Genomic DNA, 16,242 nt, shown 5'->3' on the forward strand with positions numbered 1-16,242 from the left:
GCCCCGATTGGGTCGTGATCCCCTGTGCTCAGGGCGGATGTCGGCCCTGGCGCTTAGGCTGGCCGGGTGTCCGATTCGCCGGTGAGAGCGCACACCGAGGGGGCTGGAAGAGTGACCGGGGAGCAGAATTCCGCTGTGGGCGAACAAGTGTCCAATGCAGCAAAGAAAAACGCCCAGAAGCGACCAAAAGGGATAAAGAAGGCGTCTGCCCCGGAATCCCGCACCGCCCTGGTCCGCCGCGCCCGGCGGATCAACCGCGAGCTCGCCGAGGTGTACCCGTACGCGCACCCGGAGCTCGACTTCCGCAACCCCTTCGAGCTCCTGGTCGCCACGGTCCTCTCCGCCCAGACCACCGACCTGCGGGTGAACCAGACGACGCCCGCCCTCTTCGCGAAGTACCCCACCCCCGAGGACCTGGCGGCGGCGGTGCCGGAGGAACTGGAGGAGGTCATCCGGCCGACCGGGTTCTTCCGGGCGAAGGCCAGGTCCCTCATCGGCCTGTCCACGGCCCTGCGGGACGACTTCGGCGGCGAGGTCCCCGGCCGCCTCGCCGACCTGGTGACCCTCCCCGGCGTGGGCCGCAAGACGGCCAACGTGGTCCTCGGCAACGCCTTCGGCGTCCCCGGCGTCACCGTCGACACGCACTTCGGGCGGCTCGTCCGCCGCTGGAAGTGGACCGCCGAGGAGGACCCCGAGAAGGTGGAGGCGGAGGTCTGCGCCCTCTTCCCCAAGTCCGACTGGACGATGCTGTCGCACCGGGTGATCTTCCACGGCCGCCGCATCTGCCACGCCCGCAAGCCCGCCTGCGGCGCCTGCCCCATCGCGCCGCTGTGCCCGGCGTACGGCGAGGGGGAGACCGACCCGGAGAAGGCCAAGAAGCTGCTCAAGTACGAGAAGGGCGGCTACCCCGGCCAGCGTCTGGCCCCGCCCCCGGACTACCCGGGCCGTCCCGCCGCGCCCCTGGCCACGGCCGATCCCGAGGGCGACCCCGGTGCCGCGGCCGGCACCACCGGGGCCTGAGCGGCGGAGACGGGCGGAACGATCGAGTGGCGGGAATGCGTTGGGTGAGTCGGGGGTGCCTGTGACGCGCGCGGAGCAGAACACGAACGACGCCGGGGACGGCGGCCCGGACCGCGAAGGCGGCCGTGGTCGCGGCCGTGAGGGCGCGGTGGCGCCCGGCGGGGCGGTGGCGCCCCGGCGCGCGCCCGGCCACACGCCGGGGCGTGCCCCGGCCGGTGCGCGGGGGGCCGCTTCGGACACCTCGCACGCCCTGGAGGCCGCGCACGCCCAGGATGACCCGAAGGCCACGCACGCCCCGGATGACGGCCGGGTGACCGCATCCGAGGCCCCGGAGGTCCCCGAGGCCCCGGAGCCCCCCGAGGCCCAGGGTGCCGTGGGTGCACCGGGGGTCCCCGAGGCCGTGGGGGCCCCGGGCGCCCCCCGCACCGCCCGCGTTCCCGGCGCCCACGACACCCCCGGCGACGCAGGGACCCACGACACCCCCGGTGCCTCGGGCACTCACAGCGTCCTGGGCACTCACAGCGTCCTGGGCACCCACAGCGCCCTGGGCACCCACAGCGCCCTGGGCACCCACAGCCCCTCGGGCGCCTCAGGCGTCCCCCCGCAGGTCACCGTCAGCGTCGACGGGCTGCCCGGGTGGCTGGAGCCCGTCGCCAAGGCGGCGCACACGATCGCGCCCGAGCAGCTCAGCCGGTTCCTGCCACCCCCGCAGGGCGGTCGGCAGGCCGCCGTGCTGATCCTGTTCGGCGAGGGGGAGCGCGGCCCGGAGCTGCTGCTCATGGAGCGGTCCAGCAGCCTGCGCGCGCACGCCGGCCAGCCGTCCTTCCCCGGCGGCGCTCTCGACCCGGAGGACGGCGACCCGGCGTCGGTGGGGCCGCTGCGCGCCGCGCTGCGCGAGGCGCAGGAGGAGACCGGACTCGACCCCGCCGGCGTCCAGGTCTTCTCCGCGCTGCCCCGGCTCTTCATCCCGGTGAGCGGCTTCGTCGTCACGCCCGTACTCGGGTGGTGGAGGGAACCGAGCCCGGTCGGCGCCGTGGACCCGGCCGAGACCGCGCGGGTCTTCACGGTGCCCGTGGCGGATCTCACGGACGCGTCCAACCGGGCGATGGCCATCCACCCCAGCGGCTACCGGGGTCCGGCGTTTCTGGTCCAATCCACCCTGGTGTGGGGGTTCACCGCGGGGCTGATCGACCGGATCCTGCACTTCGCCGGCTGGGAGGAGCCCTGGGACCGGGGGAGGCAGGTCCCGCTCGACTGGCGTGCATGACAGGCTGACTGCTGGCTCCGCGGCCGTACGGGGCGACCGGAGACGAATCTGCGAGGCTAATGACGGTGAACGTGCTGGACATCCTGCTGCTGGTCGCCGCCGTGTGGTTCGCGATCGTCGGGTACCGACAGGGGTTCGTGGTTGGCATCCTGTCGGTGATCGGTTTCCTCGGCGGCGGAGTCGTCGCCGTCTACCTGCTGCCGCTCGTGTGGGGGCCGCTCACGGGTGACGCGGAGGTCTCCACGACCGCCGCCATCATCGCCATCGCGATCGTCCTGGTCTTCGCGTCCGTGGGGCAGACACTCACCACCCACCTCGGCAACAAGCTCCGCCGCCACATCACCTGGTCACCGGCCCGCGCCCTCGACGCGACGGGCGGCGCCCTGGTCAACGTGGTGGCGATGCTGCTCGTCGCCTGGCTCATCGGCGCGGCCCTGGCCCAGACGCCCCTGCCCTTCGGCAAGGAGGTCCGCAGCTCCAAGGTGCTTCTCGGGGTCTCCCGGGTCATGCCCGCACAGGGGTCGACGCTCTTCAAGGACTTCTCGGCGGTACTGGCGCAGAACGGCTTCCCGCAGGTCTTCAACCCGTTCGCGAACGAGCCGATCACCGAGGTCCGCCCGCCGGACCCGGCGCTGGTGAACAGCCCCGTCGCCGCCCGCGCCAAGGACTCCATCGTGAAGGTCGTCGGCACGGCCCGCAGCTGCGGCAAGGTCCTGGAGGGCACCGGCTTCGTTTTCGGCGAGCGCCGCGTCATGACGAACGCCCACGTGGTGGGCGGCGTCGACGAGCCGACCGTCCAGATAGGCGGCGAGGGCAGGCTCTACGACGCGACGGTCGTCCTGTACGACTGGCAGCGCGACATCGCCGTCCTGGACGTGCCGGATCTCAGGGCCACACCCCTCGAGTTCACCGGGGCCGACGCCCGCAGCGGCGACGACGCGATCGTCGCGGGCTTCCCGGAGAACGGCGCGTACGACGTCCGCTCGGCACGCGTCCGGGGCCGCATCAACGCCGACGGGCCCGACATCTACCACCGCGGCGAGGTCCGGCGCGACGTGTACTCGCTGTTCGCGACGGTCCGTCAGGGCAACTCCGGCGGACCCCTGCTCACGTCGGACGGCAAGGTCTACGGCGTGATCTTCGCGCGGTCCCTGGACGACGCCAACACGGGGTACGCGCTGACCGTCGACGAGATCCGCGAGGACATCACGCTCGGCCTCAGCGCCAACCAGCAGGTCGACAGCCAGGGGTGCGCGCTCTGACCACGGTGCCCTGAAAGGGGGCCCTGACGGCGTCCCGCGGGGCGGTACCCGACCTGGTGCCGCCACGCGGGGCGCCGTCAGCCGTTTCGCGCCGGTAGCCGGTAGCCGGTAGCCGGTAGCCGGTAGCCGGTAGCCGGTAGCCGGTAGCCGGTAGCCGGGTACCGCGGCCGGGTCCGTATGCGCGCGCCGGTAGCGGGTAACCGATACCCCAGCCGGGCCGGCGCGGTGCCGTCAGTCGCGCTGGTGGCGCAGCCGCGCGGAGACCCAGCGGGCCCGGCGGCGCAGGATGTGCGGGATGCCGAGACGGGCGTCCAGTGCCACGTCCCGGGGGCCGCCGGCCCTCTCGGGAGGCGGCGCCGTGGCCGAGCGGCGGTTGCGTGCGGCGTCAACATGGTCGTGCGTCCAGCCCATACCCCGACGTGTGCCCGGGGCCCATGGTCGGTAACCGCCTGGCGGGCGGCCAATTGGCCTATGCGCCAGGCATTTGGCCGATCGTAGGACGACCGTTTCCGGGCGTTTTCCGTGGCTTCCGCGGGGCGGACCGGCCGCAAGGCCCGCGGGCCTGCGGAGCTCAGCGGTCCGGTTCGGGATCCTTGAGCCAGTTGACGAGTTCCGACGAGAAGGCCAACGGGTCCTCCTCGTGCGGGAAATGGCCGAGACCGTCGAACAGCCGCCAGCGGTACGGGGCCTCGACGTACTCGCCCGACCCCGCCGCGCTGCGGGTGCGCATCACCGGGTCGGCGGAGCCGTGCAGGTGCAGCGTCGGCACCCGGACGGGGCGCTTCATGCGCCGGTTGAACTGCAGGCCGTCAGGGCGCGCCAGCGAGCGGACCATCCAGCGGTACGGCTCGATCGAGCAGTGCGCCGTCGACGGGATCGTCATCGCCCGCCGGTACACGTCGATCGTCGCGTCGTCCGGCACCCGGGCGCCGGACCAGTCCCGGATCAGCTGCCCGACGTGCGCCGCGTCGTCCGCGGCGAGGCGCCGCTCGGGCAGCCACGGCCGCTGGAAGCCCCACACGTACGACCCGGCGCGGGTCTGCGCGGGGTCCGAGAGCATCGCGGAACGCCACCGCCGCGGGTGCGGCATCGATGAGACGACCAAGCGGCGCACCAGCTTGGGGCGCATCACCGCGGCCGTCCACGCCAGGTACCCGCCCAGGTCGTGGCCGACGAGCGCCGCGTCGGGCTCGCCCAGGGACCGCACGACGCCCGTGATGTCGAGCGCGAGGTTCGCCGGGTCGTAGCCGCGGGGCGTGCGGTCGCTGCCGCCGACGCCCCGCAGGTCCATGGCCACGGCCCGGAACCCGGCGTCGGCGAGCGCGGTCATCTGGTGCCGCCACGTCCACCAGAACTGCGGGAAGCCGTGCAGGAGCAGCACGAGCGGGCCGTCGCCCAGCTCCGCGATGTGGAATCGGGCCCCGTTCGCGGCGACGTGACGGTGCGTCCAGGGGCCGTCGATCCGTACGGGGCCGGGGTCGGGGGTACCGCTACTGCTGTCAGGGACCGTCATGCGGACGAGCGTGCCACAGTCGCGGACTTCTCCTGGACCACGGGGGCAGCGGTCCGCGGGTGCGGCTTGACGTTCTGGAGCACGGCGGCGGTCCGCTTCATGGACGCGGCGGTCTTCTGGGGGCCCTTGCCGCGCTTGGCCTTCTTCGCGAAGGCGGCGCCGACCAGCGCCAGCAGGGCGGCGACCACGACGTTCACGCCGAAGGACAGCAGGAAGCAGAGGGACAGGTGCCAGTCCGTCCAGGCGTGGAAGCCGTACGCCAGCGCGAAGCTCAGCATCGGCAGCGAGAAAATCAGTACCAGCCCGGCAGCCGAGAAACCCAGGCCGCTGACGGCGCCGCGCTTGACGTCCTGCCGCAGCTGGGCCTTGGCCAGGGCGATCTCGTCGTGCACGAGCGCCGACATCTCGGCGGTCGCGGAGGCGACCAGCTGGCCGAGGCTGTGCTCTGCGCCGTTCCCGGCGATACCGGTCCTCCCGGCGGGGTCGCTCATCGTGTCGCTCCCTCTCTCCTGTACGGTCCGACCTCAGATCATGCCGGACGGTCGCCGTTCCCGCGCGGTGCCCCCGCTTCTTCGGCCCGGCGGCGGTGTTCCGCGGCCTTCCGCTCGTAGATGGCCGCGAGGCGCAGGTGGTGCTCCGGGTCGTCCACCTCGTACACGTCGGGGATGCCGCTGAGGTCCTCGTCGCGCTCCTCCGCCTCGACCAGGTCCCGGTACCGGCGGACGCGGAGCTTCAGCAGGACGGACGCGAGCACCGCGGCGATCAGGGAGCCGATGAGGACCGCGGCCTTCACCTCGTCGGTGAGCGCGGCGTCACCCTCGAACGCCAGCTCGCCGATGAGCAGCGAGACGGTGAAGCCGATGCCGGCGAGGGAGGCCACGGCGAAGAGGTCGGCCCAGGCGAGGTCCTCGTTCAGCTCGGCCCGGGTGAAGCGGGCGGTCAGCCAGGTGCCGCCGAAGATGCCGACCGTCTTGCCCACCACCAGGCCGAGGACGACGCCCAGCGTCTCGGGTCGGGTGAAGACGTCGCCCAGGGCGCCGCCGGACACCGCCACACCGGCGGAGAACAGGGCGAACACCGGCACCGCGAAACCGGCCGACAGCGGACGCACCAGGTGCTCGATGTGCTCGCCGGGGGAGTGCTCCTCGCCCTCGCGGCGCGTGCAGCGCAGCATCAGGCCCATGGCGACGCCGGCGATGGTGGCGTGGATGCCGCTGTTGTACATGAGGGCCCAGATCACCAGGGCCAGCGGCACGTACACGTACCAGCCGCGGACGTTCGAGCGCAGCAGGAACCAGAAGAGGACGAGCCCGGCGACGGCGCCGCCGAGCGCCGCGAAGTTCAGGTCGCCGGTGAAGAAGACCGCGATGATCAGGATGGCGAAGAGGTCGTCGACGACGGCGAGGGTGAGGAGGAAGGCGCGCAGCGCGGACGGCAGCGACGTGCCGATGACGGCCAGCACGGCGAGCGCGAAGGCGATGTCGGTGGCGGTGGGGACGGCCCAGCCGTTCAGTGAGCCGTCGCCCAGGACGTTGACCACGACGTAGACGAGGGCCGGCGCGATCATGCCGCAGAGCGCGGCGACGACGGGGAGCGCCGCGGCGCGGGGGTCGCGCAGCTCGCCGGCGACGAGCTCGCGCTTGAGCTCGATGCCCGCGACGAAGAAGAAGATCGCCAACAGTCCGTCGGCGGCCCAGTGCTGGAGGGAGAGGTCCAGCCCCAGCGACCCCGGCCCTATGTGGAACTCACGGGCGGTCTCGTAGCCGGCGCTGAAGGGGGAGTTCGCCCAGACGAGTGCGGCGATGGCGGCCACCAGGAGGAGGACGCCGCCGACGGTCTCGGCACGCAGCGCGTCGGTCACGAATGTCCGCTCGGGGAGCGGCAGCCGGCCGAGGAACCGGCGTGTGGCGGAGGCGGCGGTGCTGGTGGTGCCGGTGGGGTCGGGCTTCTCGGGCGCGCTCACGTGCGGGGACCTCCGGGTAGGCGGACATGGCAAACACATGCCGACCAGACTTCCCGGCGCCCCATTCGATTCTTGTCGATCTTTGTCGCATCTCCGATGCGACGGCCACCCTACAGGGAGGCTGCCGGAACTTGTCCGATGATCCTCACCTTACGTACAAAAAGGACACCCGGCGACGGTGCGCCGGGTGCCCTCCCGGGGTCTCCGTCCCGTCCGGGTCAGTCCTCGCTCGGGGCGGCGGGCAGCTTCGCCTGGATCAGGTCCATGACGGACGAGTCCGTGAGCGTCGTGACGTCACCCAGCTGGCGGTTCTCCGCGACGTCACGCAGCAGGCGGCGCATGATCTTGCCGGACCGGGTCTTGGGCAGCTCCGCGACCGGCAGGACGCGCTGGGGCTTGGCGATCGGGCCGAGCGTGGCACCCACGTGGTTGCGCAGTTCCGCGACGAGAGCCTCGCCGCCCGTCTCCGCCTCGGCGGCCGCCGTGCCCCGCAGGATCACGAACGCCACGATGGCCTGCCCCGTCGTCTCGTCGGCCGCGCCGACGACGGCCGCCTCGGCGACCTTCGGGTGCGAGACGAGCGCCGACTCGACCTCGGTGGTGGAGATGTTGTGGCCGGACACCAGCATCACGTCGTCGACACGGCCGAGCAGCCAGATGTCGCCGTCGTCGTCCTTCTTGGCACCGTCGCCCGCGAAGTACCGCCCCTCGAAACGCGACCAGTACGTGTCGATGAACCGCTGGTCGTCGCCCCAGATGGTGCGCAGCATCGACGGCCAGGGCTCGGTCAGGACCAGGTAGCCGCCACCGCCGTCGGGGACCTCGTTCGCCTCGTCGTCGACGACCGTCGCCGCGATGCCGGGCAGCGCGCGCTGCGCGGAGCCGGGCTTCGTCTCCGTCACACCGGGCAGCGGCGAGATCATCATCGCGCCGGTCTCGGTCTGCCACCAGGTGTCGACGATCGGGCAGCGGCCGCCGCCGATGTGCTCCCGGTACCAGATCCATGCCTCCGGGTTGATCGGCTCGCCCACCGAGCCCAGGATGCGCAGGCTGGACAGGTCGAACTTGGCGGGGATGTCATCGCCCCACTTCATGAACGTGCGGATGGCGGTCGGCGCCGTGTAGAGGATCGTGACGCCGTACTTCTGCACGATCTCCCAGAACCGGCCCTGGTGCGGGGTGTCCGGGGTGCCCTCGTACATGACCTGCGTCGCCCCGTTGGCGAGCGGGCCGTAGACGATGTACGAGTGGCCGGTGACCCAGCCGATGTCGGCCGTGCACCAGTAGACGTCCGTCTCCGGCTTCAGGTCGAAGACCGCGTGGTGTGTGTACGCCGCCTGCGTGAGGTAGCCGCCCGAGGTGTGCAGAATGCCCTTCGGCTTCCCCGTCGTGCCGGAGGTGTACAGGATGAACAGCGGGTGCTCGGCATCGAACGCCTCCGGCGTGTGGTCCGCGCTCTGCCGCTGGACGATCTCGTCCCACCAGACGTCACGGCCCTCCGTCCAGGCCACGTCCTGCCCGGTGCGGCGCACCACGAGGACCCGCTCGACGCCCTCCACCCGGGTCAGCGCCTCGTCGACGGCCGGCTTGAGGGCGGAGGGCTTGCCGCGTCGGTACCCGCCGTCCGCGGTGATGACCAGCTTGGCGTCGGCGTCCTGGATGCGGGCGGCGATGGCGTCCGCCGAGAAGCCGCCGAACACCACGGAGTGCGCCGCACCGATCCGGGCGCACGCCAGCATCGCGACGGCCGCCTCGGGGATCATCGGCATGTAGACGGCGACGCGGTCGCCCTTGCGGACGCCGAGCTCGGTCAGCGCGTGGGCGGCGCGGCTCACCTCGTCCTTGAGCTCCGCGTACGTGATCGCCCGGCTGTCCCCCGGCTCGCCCTCGAAGTGCAGGGCGACGCGGTCACCGAGACCGGCCTCCACGTGGCGGTCGACGCAGTTGTACGCGACGTTGAGCGTGCCGTCGGCGAACCACTTGGCGAAGGGCGGGTTCGACCAGTCGAGCGTCTCGGTGGGCTCGGTGACCCAGCTGAGCCGGCGCGCCTGCTCGGCCCAGAAGCCGAGCCGGTCCGCCCCCGCCTGCTCGTACGCCGCCGCCGTCACGTTGGCCTGCGCGGCCAGCTCGGCGGGCGGGGCGAACCTCCGCTCCTCCTTCAACAGGTTGGCCAGGCTCTCGTTGCTCACGACATCTCCCATTCCCAGGGCGTCCGATGTGTCCCGGCCCATAGCTCACCAGTCCGATGCCCGGGTGACAAGGGTTTCCCGGGGATTGGTTTAGACCTCTGCGGCCGATGGTGAGGAGGGGCTGGACGGACGGACTGTGCGGTCTTGTGACCCCTTCCCCCGGAGGCTCCCGAACGCACCGGGCCGGGGCACCGGGCGACGGGGCCACCCACCACCACGGCGCCGCACGGCCCCCGGTTCACCGGCGGCCTCGGAGGAGAAGCCGGCGGCGCCACGTCGCCCGGAGTCCCCTGGTCCGCCGGCCTTCCCCCGGGGCGCCAGCCGCCAACCGCCAGCCGCCAGCCGACGAACCGGGGCGCGCGGCCCCAGCGCAGAGCTGCTGGGCCTGCGGGGCCGGCGGGTGGCGACCCCACGCGCGCCCGTGCGGACGTGGGCGCCCGCGGGGTGCGGCCGGAGCCGGGCGCTCCTTCCCACGGGGGCCGCCCCCTTGAAGCGGGAGCCCGCTCCATGAGACGGCAGCCCGCCCCTGCGGCCGGAGCCGGCGCTCACTGCGGTCGGGGGCTCGCCTGCTGCGGCGGGGCCCGACCCGTGCGGCCGGAGCCCGCGCTCGCGGCGACGGGGCCTTGCAACGGGGGCCCGCCCCCTGCGGGAGGGGCCTGGCCCCCTCCGGGGATCACACCCCCCCGTCGGGTGCCCGCCCTACCGTCAGGCCCTGGCCTCGGCGTGTCGGGACGGGCTCCCGTCGGACGGGCCTCCGTCGGACCGCCTTCCGTCGAGGGGCGACACGGGGTGGAAGACGTCCCCTGCGTCGTCCCGTCTGAGCAGGTACGCCTGCGCCTCGCCGACGTGGAAGTACATGCCCTGGAGCTGCAACGACCCGTCGGCGAGACGCCGGGCCACCGCGTCGTGCCGCTTCAGGTGCTCCAGCTGCTGCACCACATTGGTCAGGCACAGTTGCTCCACCGCGTCGGCCGGGAGCCGCCCCGACAGGCGCGGCCGCGCCCGTCCCCCGCTCCGCCCCCGCTCCAGACTCGGCTGCCCGTGACGCAGCCACCGCCCCAGCGGCGTCTGTGGCTCCCGGCCACCCGACGGGGTGTCGAGCGTGGCGTCCGGGACGCCGCTCAGCAGGGCCTGCATGGCACCGCAGCCGGAGTGCCCGCACACGGTGACCGACCGCACCTGCAGCACGTCCACGGCGTACTCGATCGCGGCGGCGACCGAGTCGTCGCCGCTCTCCGCACCGGGCAGCGGCACGAGGTTGCCGACGTTCCGCACGGTGAACAGGTCGCCTGGCCCACTCGCTGTGATCATGCTGGTCACCAGGCGGGAGTCCGCGCAGGTCAGGAAGAGCTGCGAGGGGCTCTGCCCCTCGCGGGCCAGCCGCGCGAGTTCGTCCCGCACGTGCGGGGCGGTGTTGCGCTGGAACGAGCTGAGCCCGCGAGCCAGCTGGTGCCCCGTCGTCCGGCCGCGCTCCGCCGGGTGCCCGCCGCAGTGGTGATTGCGCCAGGGGGTCCACGGCCGGCAGCACGTGTGCGTACCCGCAGACGGATCCGCGATACGCGTACCGGCACGACCCGTCAGCTCCACTTCCCCGCCGTGCGCGAGGTGCGACATCTGCCAGTCGTGCAGCGTCTCGTAGGCGGCGTGGTCCATGAAGGACCCGTCCAGTTCGATGAGGACCCGCGCGTCGCCCGGGATCTGGTGCAGCGTCCGGCTCAGCCGGGGCACGGCCAGGAACGTCAACTGGCCCCGCACCCGCACGTGCTCCGTACCGTCCCGCTGCTCCCGGGTGATCCGCGTCCTCGCCAGCCGGTGGAGGGCCACCCCGGTCGCCACGAGGATGCCGAGGGCGACACCCTGGAGGATCCCGACGAGGACGACCCCCGTCACGGTCGCCGCGTACACCAGCATCTCCCGGTGCCGGGTGACGCTGCGGATGTGGGTGATGCTGACCATTTGGATGCCGACCGCCATGACCAGCGCGGCCAGCGCGGGGAGCGGGATCAGGTCCAGCACCGGTACGAGCAGGAACGCGGCGAGCAGGACCCACACCCCGTGCATGACCGTGGAGTTGCGGCTGACGGCGCCCGCCGACACATTCGCCACGCTCCGCACGGCCACGCCCGCCACGGGCAGGCCGCCCAGGGCGCCGGAGACGATGTTGGCCGCACCCTGCCCCGCCAGCTCGCGGTCGAGGTCCGAGCGGGGCACTCGTGCCGTGGGGTTCTTGCGCGCCGCGACCAGCTTGTCGATCGCCACGGCCGACAGCAGCGACTGCACGCTTGTGACCAGCGTGATGGTCAGGACGCCCGCGAGGATGCCGAGGACGGGGCCGTCCGGGATGCCCGGGAGGGCGTGGCTGCTCCACGACGGCAGATCCACCCGGGGTACGCCGAGTCCGGCGGTCAGGGCCAGCGCGCTGGCCGCGGCGACCGAGGCCAGCGCGGCGGGCACCTTCCGGGCGATCCGTCCGCCCCGCCCGGGCAGCCGCGGCCACAGGAGCAGGACGACGATCGTGAGGGCGCTCACCGACAGGGCGGCGAGGTGCGGGTCGGCGAGCTGCCCCGGCAGCCCCAGGACGTTGTCCACGGCCGAACTCTGCGGCGTGCCGCCGAGGACGATGTGCAGCTGGGCCAGGGCGATCGTCACGCCGATGCCGGCGAGCATCCCGTGCACGATGGCGGGGGAGACGGCGAGTGCCGACCGCGCCACGCGCAGGGTGGACAGGGCGAGTTGGGTGAGGCCGGCGAGGGCGGTGATGGCGCAGGTGGTCCGCCAGCCGTAACGCTGGATCAGCTCGGCCGTGACCACGGTCAGTCCGGCGGCGGGTCCGCTCACCTGGAGGGGGGCCCCGCCCAGGAGTCCGACGACGATGCCGCCGACCGCTGCGGCCACGAGGCCGGCCTGCAGGGGTGCTCCCGTGGCCAGGGCGATGCCGAGCGAGAGGGGCAGCGCGATCAGGAAGACGGCGATCGAGGCGGACACGTCGCACCCCGCCACCCGGAACCGCCGCCCGCCCGGTGGCGGACTGTGCTCCCGGGGGAAGCGCCGGGCCCCGCCGGCGGGGCCGGGGTCGTCCGTGCGCTGGGGCGTGCAAGAGCTCATGGTCCCGCCTCCTCTGAAGCGTGTGGTCGCTGGGTCACGATGTGTGACGTCGACATCGTCCGGGCACCGGGACGGTGGTCCGACCGTCGGGGAGAGTGCCGACAAGCGAGGGTCGAATCGAGGGATTGCCAACTCTCAGTAAACGGATCGTAATGCAGAGTAAAGATTGAGGCATTACTTTCCCGGCAAATGGTGCAGTGAATCACTCGCAAAGGTGATTAATCGTTCTATCGCGGCTCGTCGTGCCGCCCGCTTACCGATCGTGATGCGACGTTGACGGCGCTCGCACACAACCGGAAGCACAGAAGGGTGGGCCGATGACGGCTGTCAGGAAGAGGATCACCGTCGGTGCCGTCGCGGCGGCGCTGATCGCCGGGCTGGCGGGGTGCGCAGGCTCCGGCGATCCCGCCCCCGGCCCCGGAGCGGGAGGCCCCGAGAAGGCCGGCGCCCCTCCGAGGAACACCGTCCGGCTGATCGGTGACGGCTCCACGGCGTACACCGGCGCCCAGCCCGGGCTGGCCAAGCCAGAGCGGCTCCAGCCCGGCAGCCGACCCCCGCAGTTCGTCGTCTTCTCCTGGGACGGGGCCGGCGAGGACAGCCAGAAGCTCTTCTCCCACTTCCGCCGCGTCGGCAAGGAGCACGGCGCGACGATGACGTACTTCCTCAGCGGGGTCTACCTGCTGCCGGAGGGGAAGTCCGCGCTCTACAACCCGCCGGGCCATGCCCCGGGCCGCTCGGACATCGGCTTCAACGACACGGAGGGGATCCGCGACACCGTCCGCGAGCTGCGCGCCGCCTGGCTGGAGGGCAACGAGGTCGGCACGCACTTCAACGGCCACTTCTGCGGCCCGGAGCGCGGCGTCGGGACCTGGTCCGTCGAGGACTGGAAGAGTGAGATCCAGCAGGCCAAGTCCTTCGTGAAGAACTGGCGGACGAACGCCGGGCTCGCCGGCGAGAAACCGCTGCCCTTCGACTACGACAAGGAACTCATCGGCGCCCGCACGCCCTGCCTCGAAGGCCGTGAGAACTTCAAGAAGGCCGCGAGCGAACTCGGCTGGCGCTACGACACCAGTGGCGTCAACGACCAGGTGTGGCCCAAGAAGGACGGGAAGCTGTGGGACCTGTCCATGCAGCTCGTGCCCGTCCCCGGACGGGACTTCGAGACGCTCTCCATGGACTACAACTTCATGGTCAACCAGTCCGGGACCAGCAAGGGCGACCCCTCCATGCACCGCTACTGGGGCAACCAGATGCGGGACGGGCTGATCCAGGCATTCAACCGCTCCTACCAGGGCAACCGCGCGCCGCTGATCATCGGCAACCACTTCGAGTCCTGGAACGGCGGCACGTACATGCGTGCCATTGAAGAAACGATTGCTCACGTCTGCACCAAGCCCGAGGTGCGCTGTGTGTCGTTCCGTCAGCTCGCCGACTGGCTCGACGTGCAGGACCCGACCGTCCTCGCCAAGCTCCGGACGCTGAAGGTCGGGCAGGCCCCGGCCGAGGGCTGGGCCCGCTTCCTCACCGCACGGCCCGCGAGCGCGTCCCCGGCGCCGGCGTCGGCCCGCGGCGGATCCGGGGCCGACGCCCCGGCCCGCGTGTCGGCGGTGTCCGGCACCCGTCGGGACGGCTAGACGGACTGGGGCAGCGTCGCAGGACGGGACGCCGCTTCCGACAGGACGAAGTCCGGGTCGACCTGCGCCGCCAGGTCGGCGCCCGTCTTGGCGTTGCCCCAGCTCTCCGCGTTCCTGAGGTGGAAGTGCACCATCTGGCGGGTGTACCGGTCCCAGTCGCGGTGGGCGTACGTGGCGTCGGCGGCCTCCCGCAGGGCGCGCAGGGCCGCCCGGTTCTCCGGCTCCAGCTCGTGGAAGGGCCCGGTCCGCCCCTTCTCCATGGCGCGCACCCAGTCGGAGTGGCCCACCGTCACCAGCAGGTCGTCGCCGACCTCGTCGCGCAGGAAGTCGACGTCGTCCCGGCTCTGCGCCTTGTTCCCGACGACCCGCAGGGCGACGCCGAAGTCCCGCGCGTACTCCTTGTACTGGCGGTAGACCGAGACGCCCCTGCGGGTCGGCTCGGCCACCAGGAACGTCATGTCGAAACGGGTGAACAGGCCGGAGGCGAACGAGTCGGAGCCCGCCGTCATGTCGACCACCACGTACTCGTCCGGCCCGTCGACGAGGTGGTTGAGGTACAACTCCACCGCGCCGACCTTCGAGTGGTAACAGGCCACCCCGAGGTCGGCCTCGGTGAACGTCCCCGTCACCATGAGTCTCACCTCGCCGCCGTCCAGCCGCAGCGGACGTGCGCACGTCTCGTGGACGGGGTTGTCCTCGCGGACGCGCAGCAGCCGGGAGCCCTCACCGGGCGGGGTCGTTTTGATCATCGCGTCGACGGAGGCGATCCGGGGGTTGCTGCCCCGGAGGTACTGCTTGATCGACGGCAGGTGCGCCCCCATCGCGGGCAGGGCGGCGGCCTCGTCCTCGTCGAGGCCGAGCGCGGCGCCCAGGTGCTGGTTGATGTCGGCGTCCACCGCGACCACGGGGGCCGCGGCGTTCGCCAGGTGGCGGATGAAAAGGGAGGACAGCGTCGTCTTGCCGCTGCCGCCCTTACCAACGAAAGCGATCTTCATGTTCACCTAGGGTAGTGGGTCGATCGCGCCGCGTCGGCGATCCGTATGAGTAACACCACTCGGAGTGGGGCGGTGACGCGGGTGCGCGTTAGCCTCGCTCCTTATGAGTACGCATGCCGCCGACCCTCTGGCCGCCCTCGCCGCCCTGCCGGGCGTCCCCGAGGCGGTGGACTCCGTGCGCCAGGCCGTCGACCGGGTCTACGGCCACCGTGTGATGCGGCGTCGCAGCAACGAGATCTCCTCGGAAGCGGCGCTGCGTGGCGCGCGCGGTTCGGCGGCTCTCGCGGGCGCCGACTGGGCGCTGGAGGAGGTCCGCCGGCGCAGCGACTTCAGCGCGGACGCCGAGGCCCGGACCGTCGGTGCGGCCCTGCGGCTCGGTGTCGAGGTGGGCCAGCTGCTGTCCATCTGGCGGCAGTCCCCCCTGCGCGTGCTGGCGCGACTGCACCTGGTGGCGGCGGGCGAGTCCGCCGACTCCGTCGGGCGGCCAAGGCAGCGGGGCGAGGCGGTGGACGAGCCACTGATCGAGGCGCCGCTGCCCGACGCGGAAGAGGTCGCCGCCCGACTGGACGGCCTGTCCGACCTGATCGTGGCCGGCAGCTCGGCCCCGGCCCTGGTCACGGCCTCCATCGTGCACGGGGAGCTGCTGGCGCTGCGGCCCTTCACCACGTACAGCGGTTTGGTGGCCCGGGCGGCCGAGCGTCTCGTGCTCGTCGGCAGCGGCCTCGACCCGAAGGCGATCTGCCCGGCCGAGGTGGGCCATGCCGAGCTGGGGCGCGCCGCGTACGTCGCGGCCTTCGAGGGCTATCTGTCCGGCACGCCGGAGGGCATGGCGCGCTGGATCTCCCACTGCGGGCGGGCGGTTGAGCTCGGCGTCCGCGAGTCGACAGCGGTCTGCGAGGCCCTCCAGCGCGGCGCCGCCTGACGCGGTCTCCGTCGGGCCGGACGGCGCGCTTCTGGGTGCGGGCCCGGGCGGGACACGGCTCTCCGGTGGGCCGGGTGGGACGGGTCTCTCCGTCGGGCCCGGGCTCGGCCAAGAGTAGTCGGCGCCCCACGATCGGACCCGGACCCGGCCCCCGCACAGGGTTGCGGCGGTACCGGATCCGGTACCGCCGCTGGCACCTCCGCCGAGTTACCATGCGTCCTCGAAATGTGCCCATCAGGCGGGGAACTCTGCCCTACGCCTGGTGCGGCTGGCCCGTAATCGACGGGTCGACGTCGCGTGGGTGCTCGGCCTCGGTGCGTTCGGTCCGTGGGGCCTTCTTGCTCAACAGGTGATCCTCTCGGATGCCTTGGT

The 16,242-nt window shown here is 72.5% G+C and carries 12 protein-coding genes; 5 read left to right on the top strand and 7 right to left on the bottom strand.

Annotation, left to right across the window (positions count from 1 at the left end):
- The first annotated feature begins 135 nt into the window (after positions 1-135).
- The 3 genes from nth to NRO40_RS16285 all read left to right on the top strand — a co-directional run bounded on the left by nth (position 136) and on the right by NRO40_RS16285 (position 3,549).
- Positions 136-1,020 carry an endonuclease III gene (gene nth, locus NRO40_RS16275; protein ID WP_058940839.1) on the top strand — a complete coding sequence of 295 codons (885 nt, stop codon included), beginning with the start codon at positions 136-138 and terminating at the stop codon, positions 1,018-1,020.
- 562 nt (positions 1,021-1,582) lie between these two features.
- Positions 1,583-2,287, top strand: coding sequence for an NUDIX hydrolase (locus NRO40_RS16280; protein ID WP_058940918.1), 705 nt, complete (start codon positions 1,583-1,585; stop codon positions 2,285-2,287).
- A gap of 65 nt (positions 2,288-2,352) precedes the next feature.
- Positions 2,353-3,549, top strand: a complete 1,197-nt coding sequence (locus tag NRO40_RS16285) for a MarP family serine protease (protein ID WP_058940919.1) — start codon at positions 2,353-2,355, stop codon at positions 3,547-3,549.
- A 231-nt stretch (positions 3,550-3,780) separates the two neighbouring features.
- Here the strand turns inward: NRO40_RS16285 and NRO40_RS16290 are convergent, their stop codons facing one another.
- The 6 genes from NRO40_RS16290 to NRO40_RS16315 all read right to left on the bottom strand — a co-directional run bounded on the left by NRO40_RS16290 (position 3,781) and on the right by NRO40_RS16315 (position 12,319).
- The gene (locus tag NRO40_RS16290) at positions 3,781-3,960 is read right to left on the bottom strand and encodes a hypothetical protein (RefSeq protein WP_058940840.1); all 180 of its coding nucleotides are present in this window, start codon (positions 3,958-3,960) and stop codon (positions 3,781-3,783) included.
- Positions 3,961-4,120: 160 nt separating this feature from the next.
- Positions 4,121-5,062: an alpha/beta fold hydrolase gene (locus tag NRO40_RS16295; RefSeq protein WP_058940841.1), complete on the bottom strand. Its 942-nt coding sequence runs from the start codon at positions 5,060-5,062 to the stop codon at positions 4,121-4,123.
- Positions 5,059-5,553, bottom strand: a complete 495-nt coding sequence (locus NRO40_RS16300; RefSeq protein WP_058940842.1) for a phage holin family protein — start codon at positions 5,551-5,553, stop codon at positions 5,059-5,061. The genes NRO40_RS16295 and NRO40_RS16300 overlap by 4 nt, the downstream gene beginning before the upstream one ends.
- Before the next feature lie 38 nt (positions 5,554-5,591).
- Positions 5,592-7,064, bottom strand: a complete 1,473-nt coding sequence (gene nhaA / locus NRO40_RS16305; protein ID WP_079046847.1) for a Na+/H+ antiporter NhaA — start codon at positions 7,062-7,064, stop codon at positions 5,592-5,594.
- A gap of 179 nt (positions 7,065-7,243) precedes the next feature.
- Positions 7,244-9,256 (bottom strand): acetate--CoA ligase, encoded by a 2,013-nt coding sequence (gene acs, locus NRO40_RS16310; RefSeq protein WP_257375436.1) that lies wholly within the window; start codon positions 9,254-9,256, stop codon positions 7,244-7,246.
- Between the two features lie 663 nt (positions 9,257-9,919).
- Entirely contained in the window at positions 9,920-12,319 is a 2,400-nt protein-coding gene (locus NRO40_RS16315) for a SulP family inorganic anion transporter (protein WP_058940844.1), read from the bottom strand.
- A gap of 317 nt (positions 12,320-12,636) precedes the next feature.
- Here NRO40_RS16315 and NRO40_RS16320 point away from each other — a divergent pair, with 317 nt between their 5' ends.
- Positions 12,637-13,953 (top strand): polysaccharide deacetylase family protein, encoded by a 1,317-nt coding sequence (locus tag NRO40_RS16320; RefSeq protein ID WP_058940845.1) that lies wholly within the window; start codon positions 12,637-12,639, stop codon positions 13,951-13,953.
- On the opposite strand, the gene NRO40_RS16325 is transcribed toward NRO40_RS16320, so the two are convergent.
- Entirely contained in the window at positions 13,950-14,948 is a 999-nt protein-coding gene (locus NRO40_RS16325) for an ATP-binding protein (RefSeq protein ID WP_058940920.1), read from the bottom strand. The genes NRO40_RS16320 and NRO40_RS16325 overlap by 4 nt on opposite strands.
- Positions 14,949-15,051: 103 nt before the next feature.
- On the opposite strand from NRO40_RS16325, the gene NRO40_RS16330 reads away from it, so the two are divergent.
- A complete protein-coding gene (locus NRO40_RS16330) occupies positions 15,052-15,870 on the top strand; it encodes a Fic family protein (RefSeq protein ID WP_058940846.1) in 819 nt (272 codons plus the stop codon).
- Positions 15,871-16,242 lie beyond the last annotated feature (372 nt).

It is taken from the genome of Streptomyces changanensis, assembly GCF_024600715.1.
Taxonomy (GTDB): Bacteria; Actinomycetota; Actinomycetes; order Streptomycetales; family Streptomycetaceae; genus Streptomyces; species Streptomyces changanensis.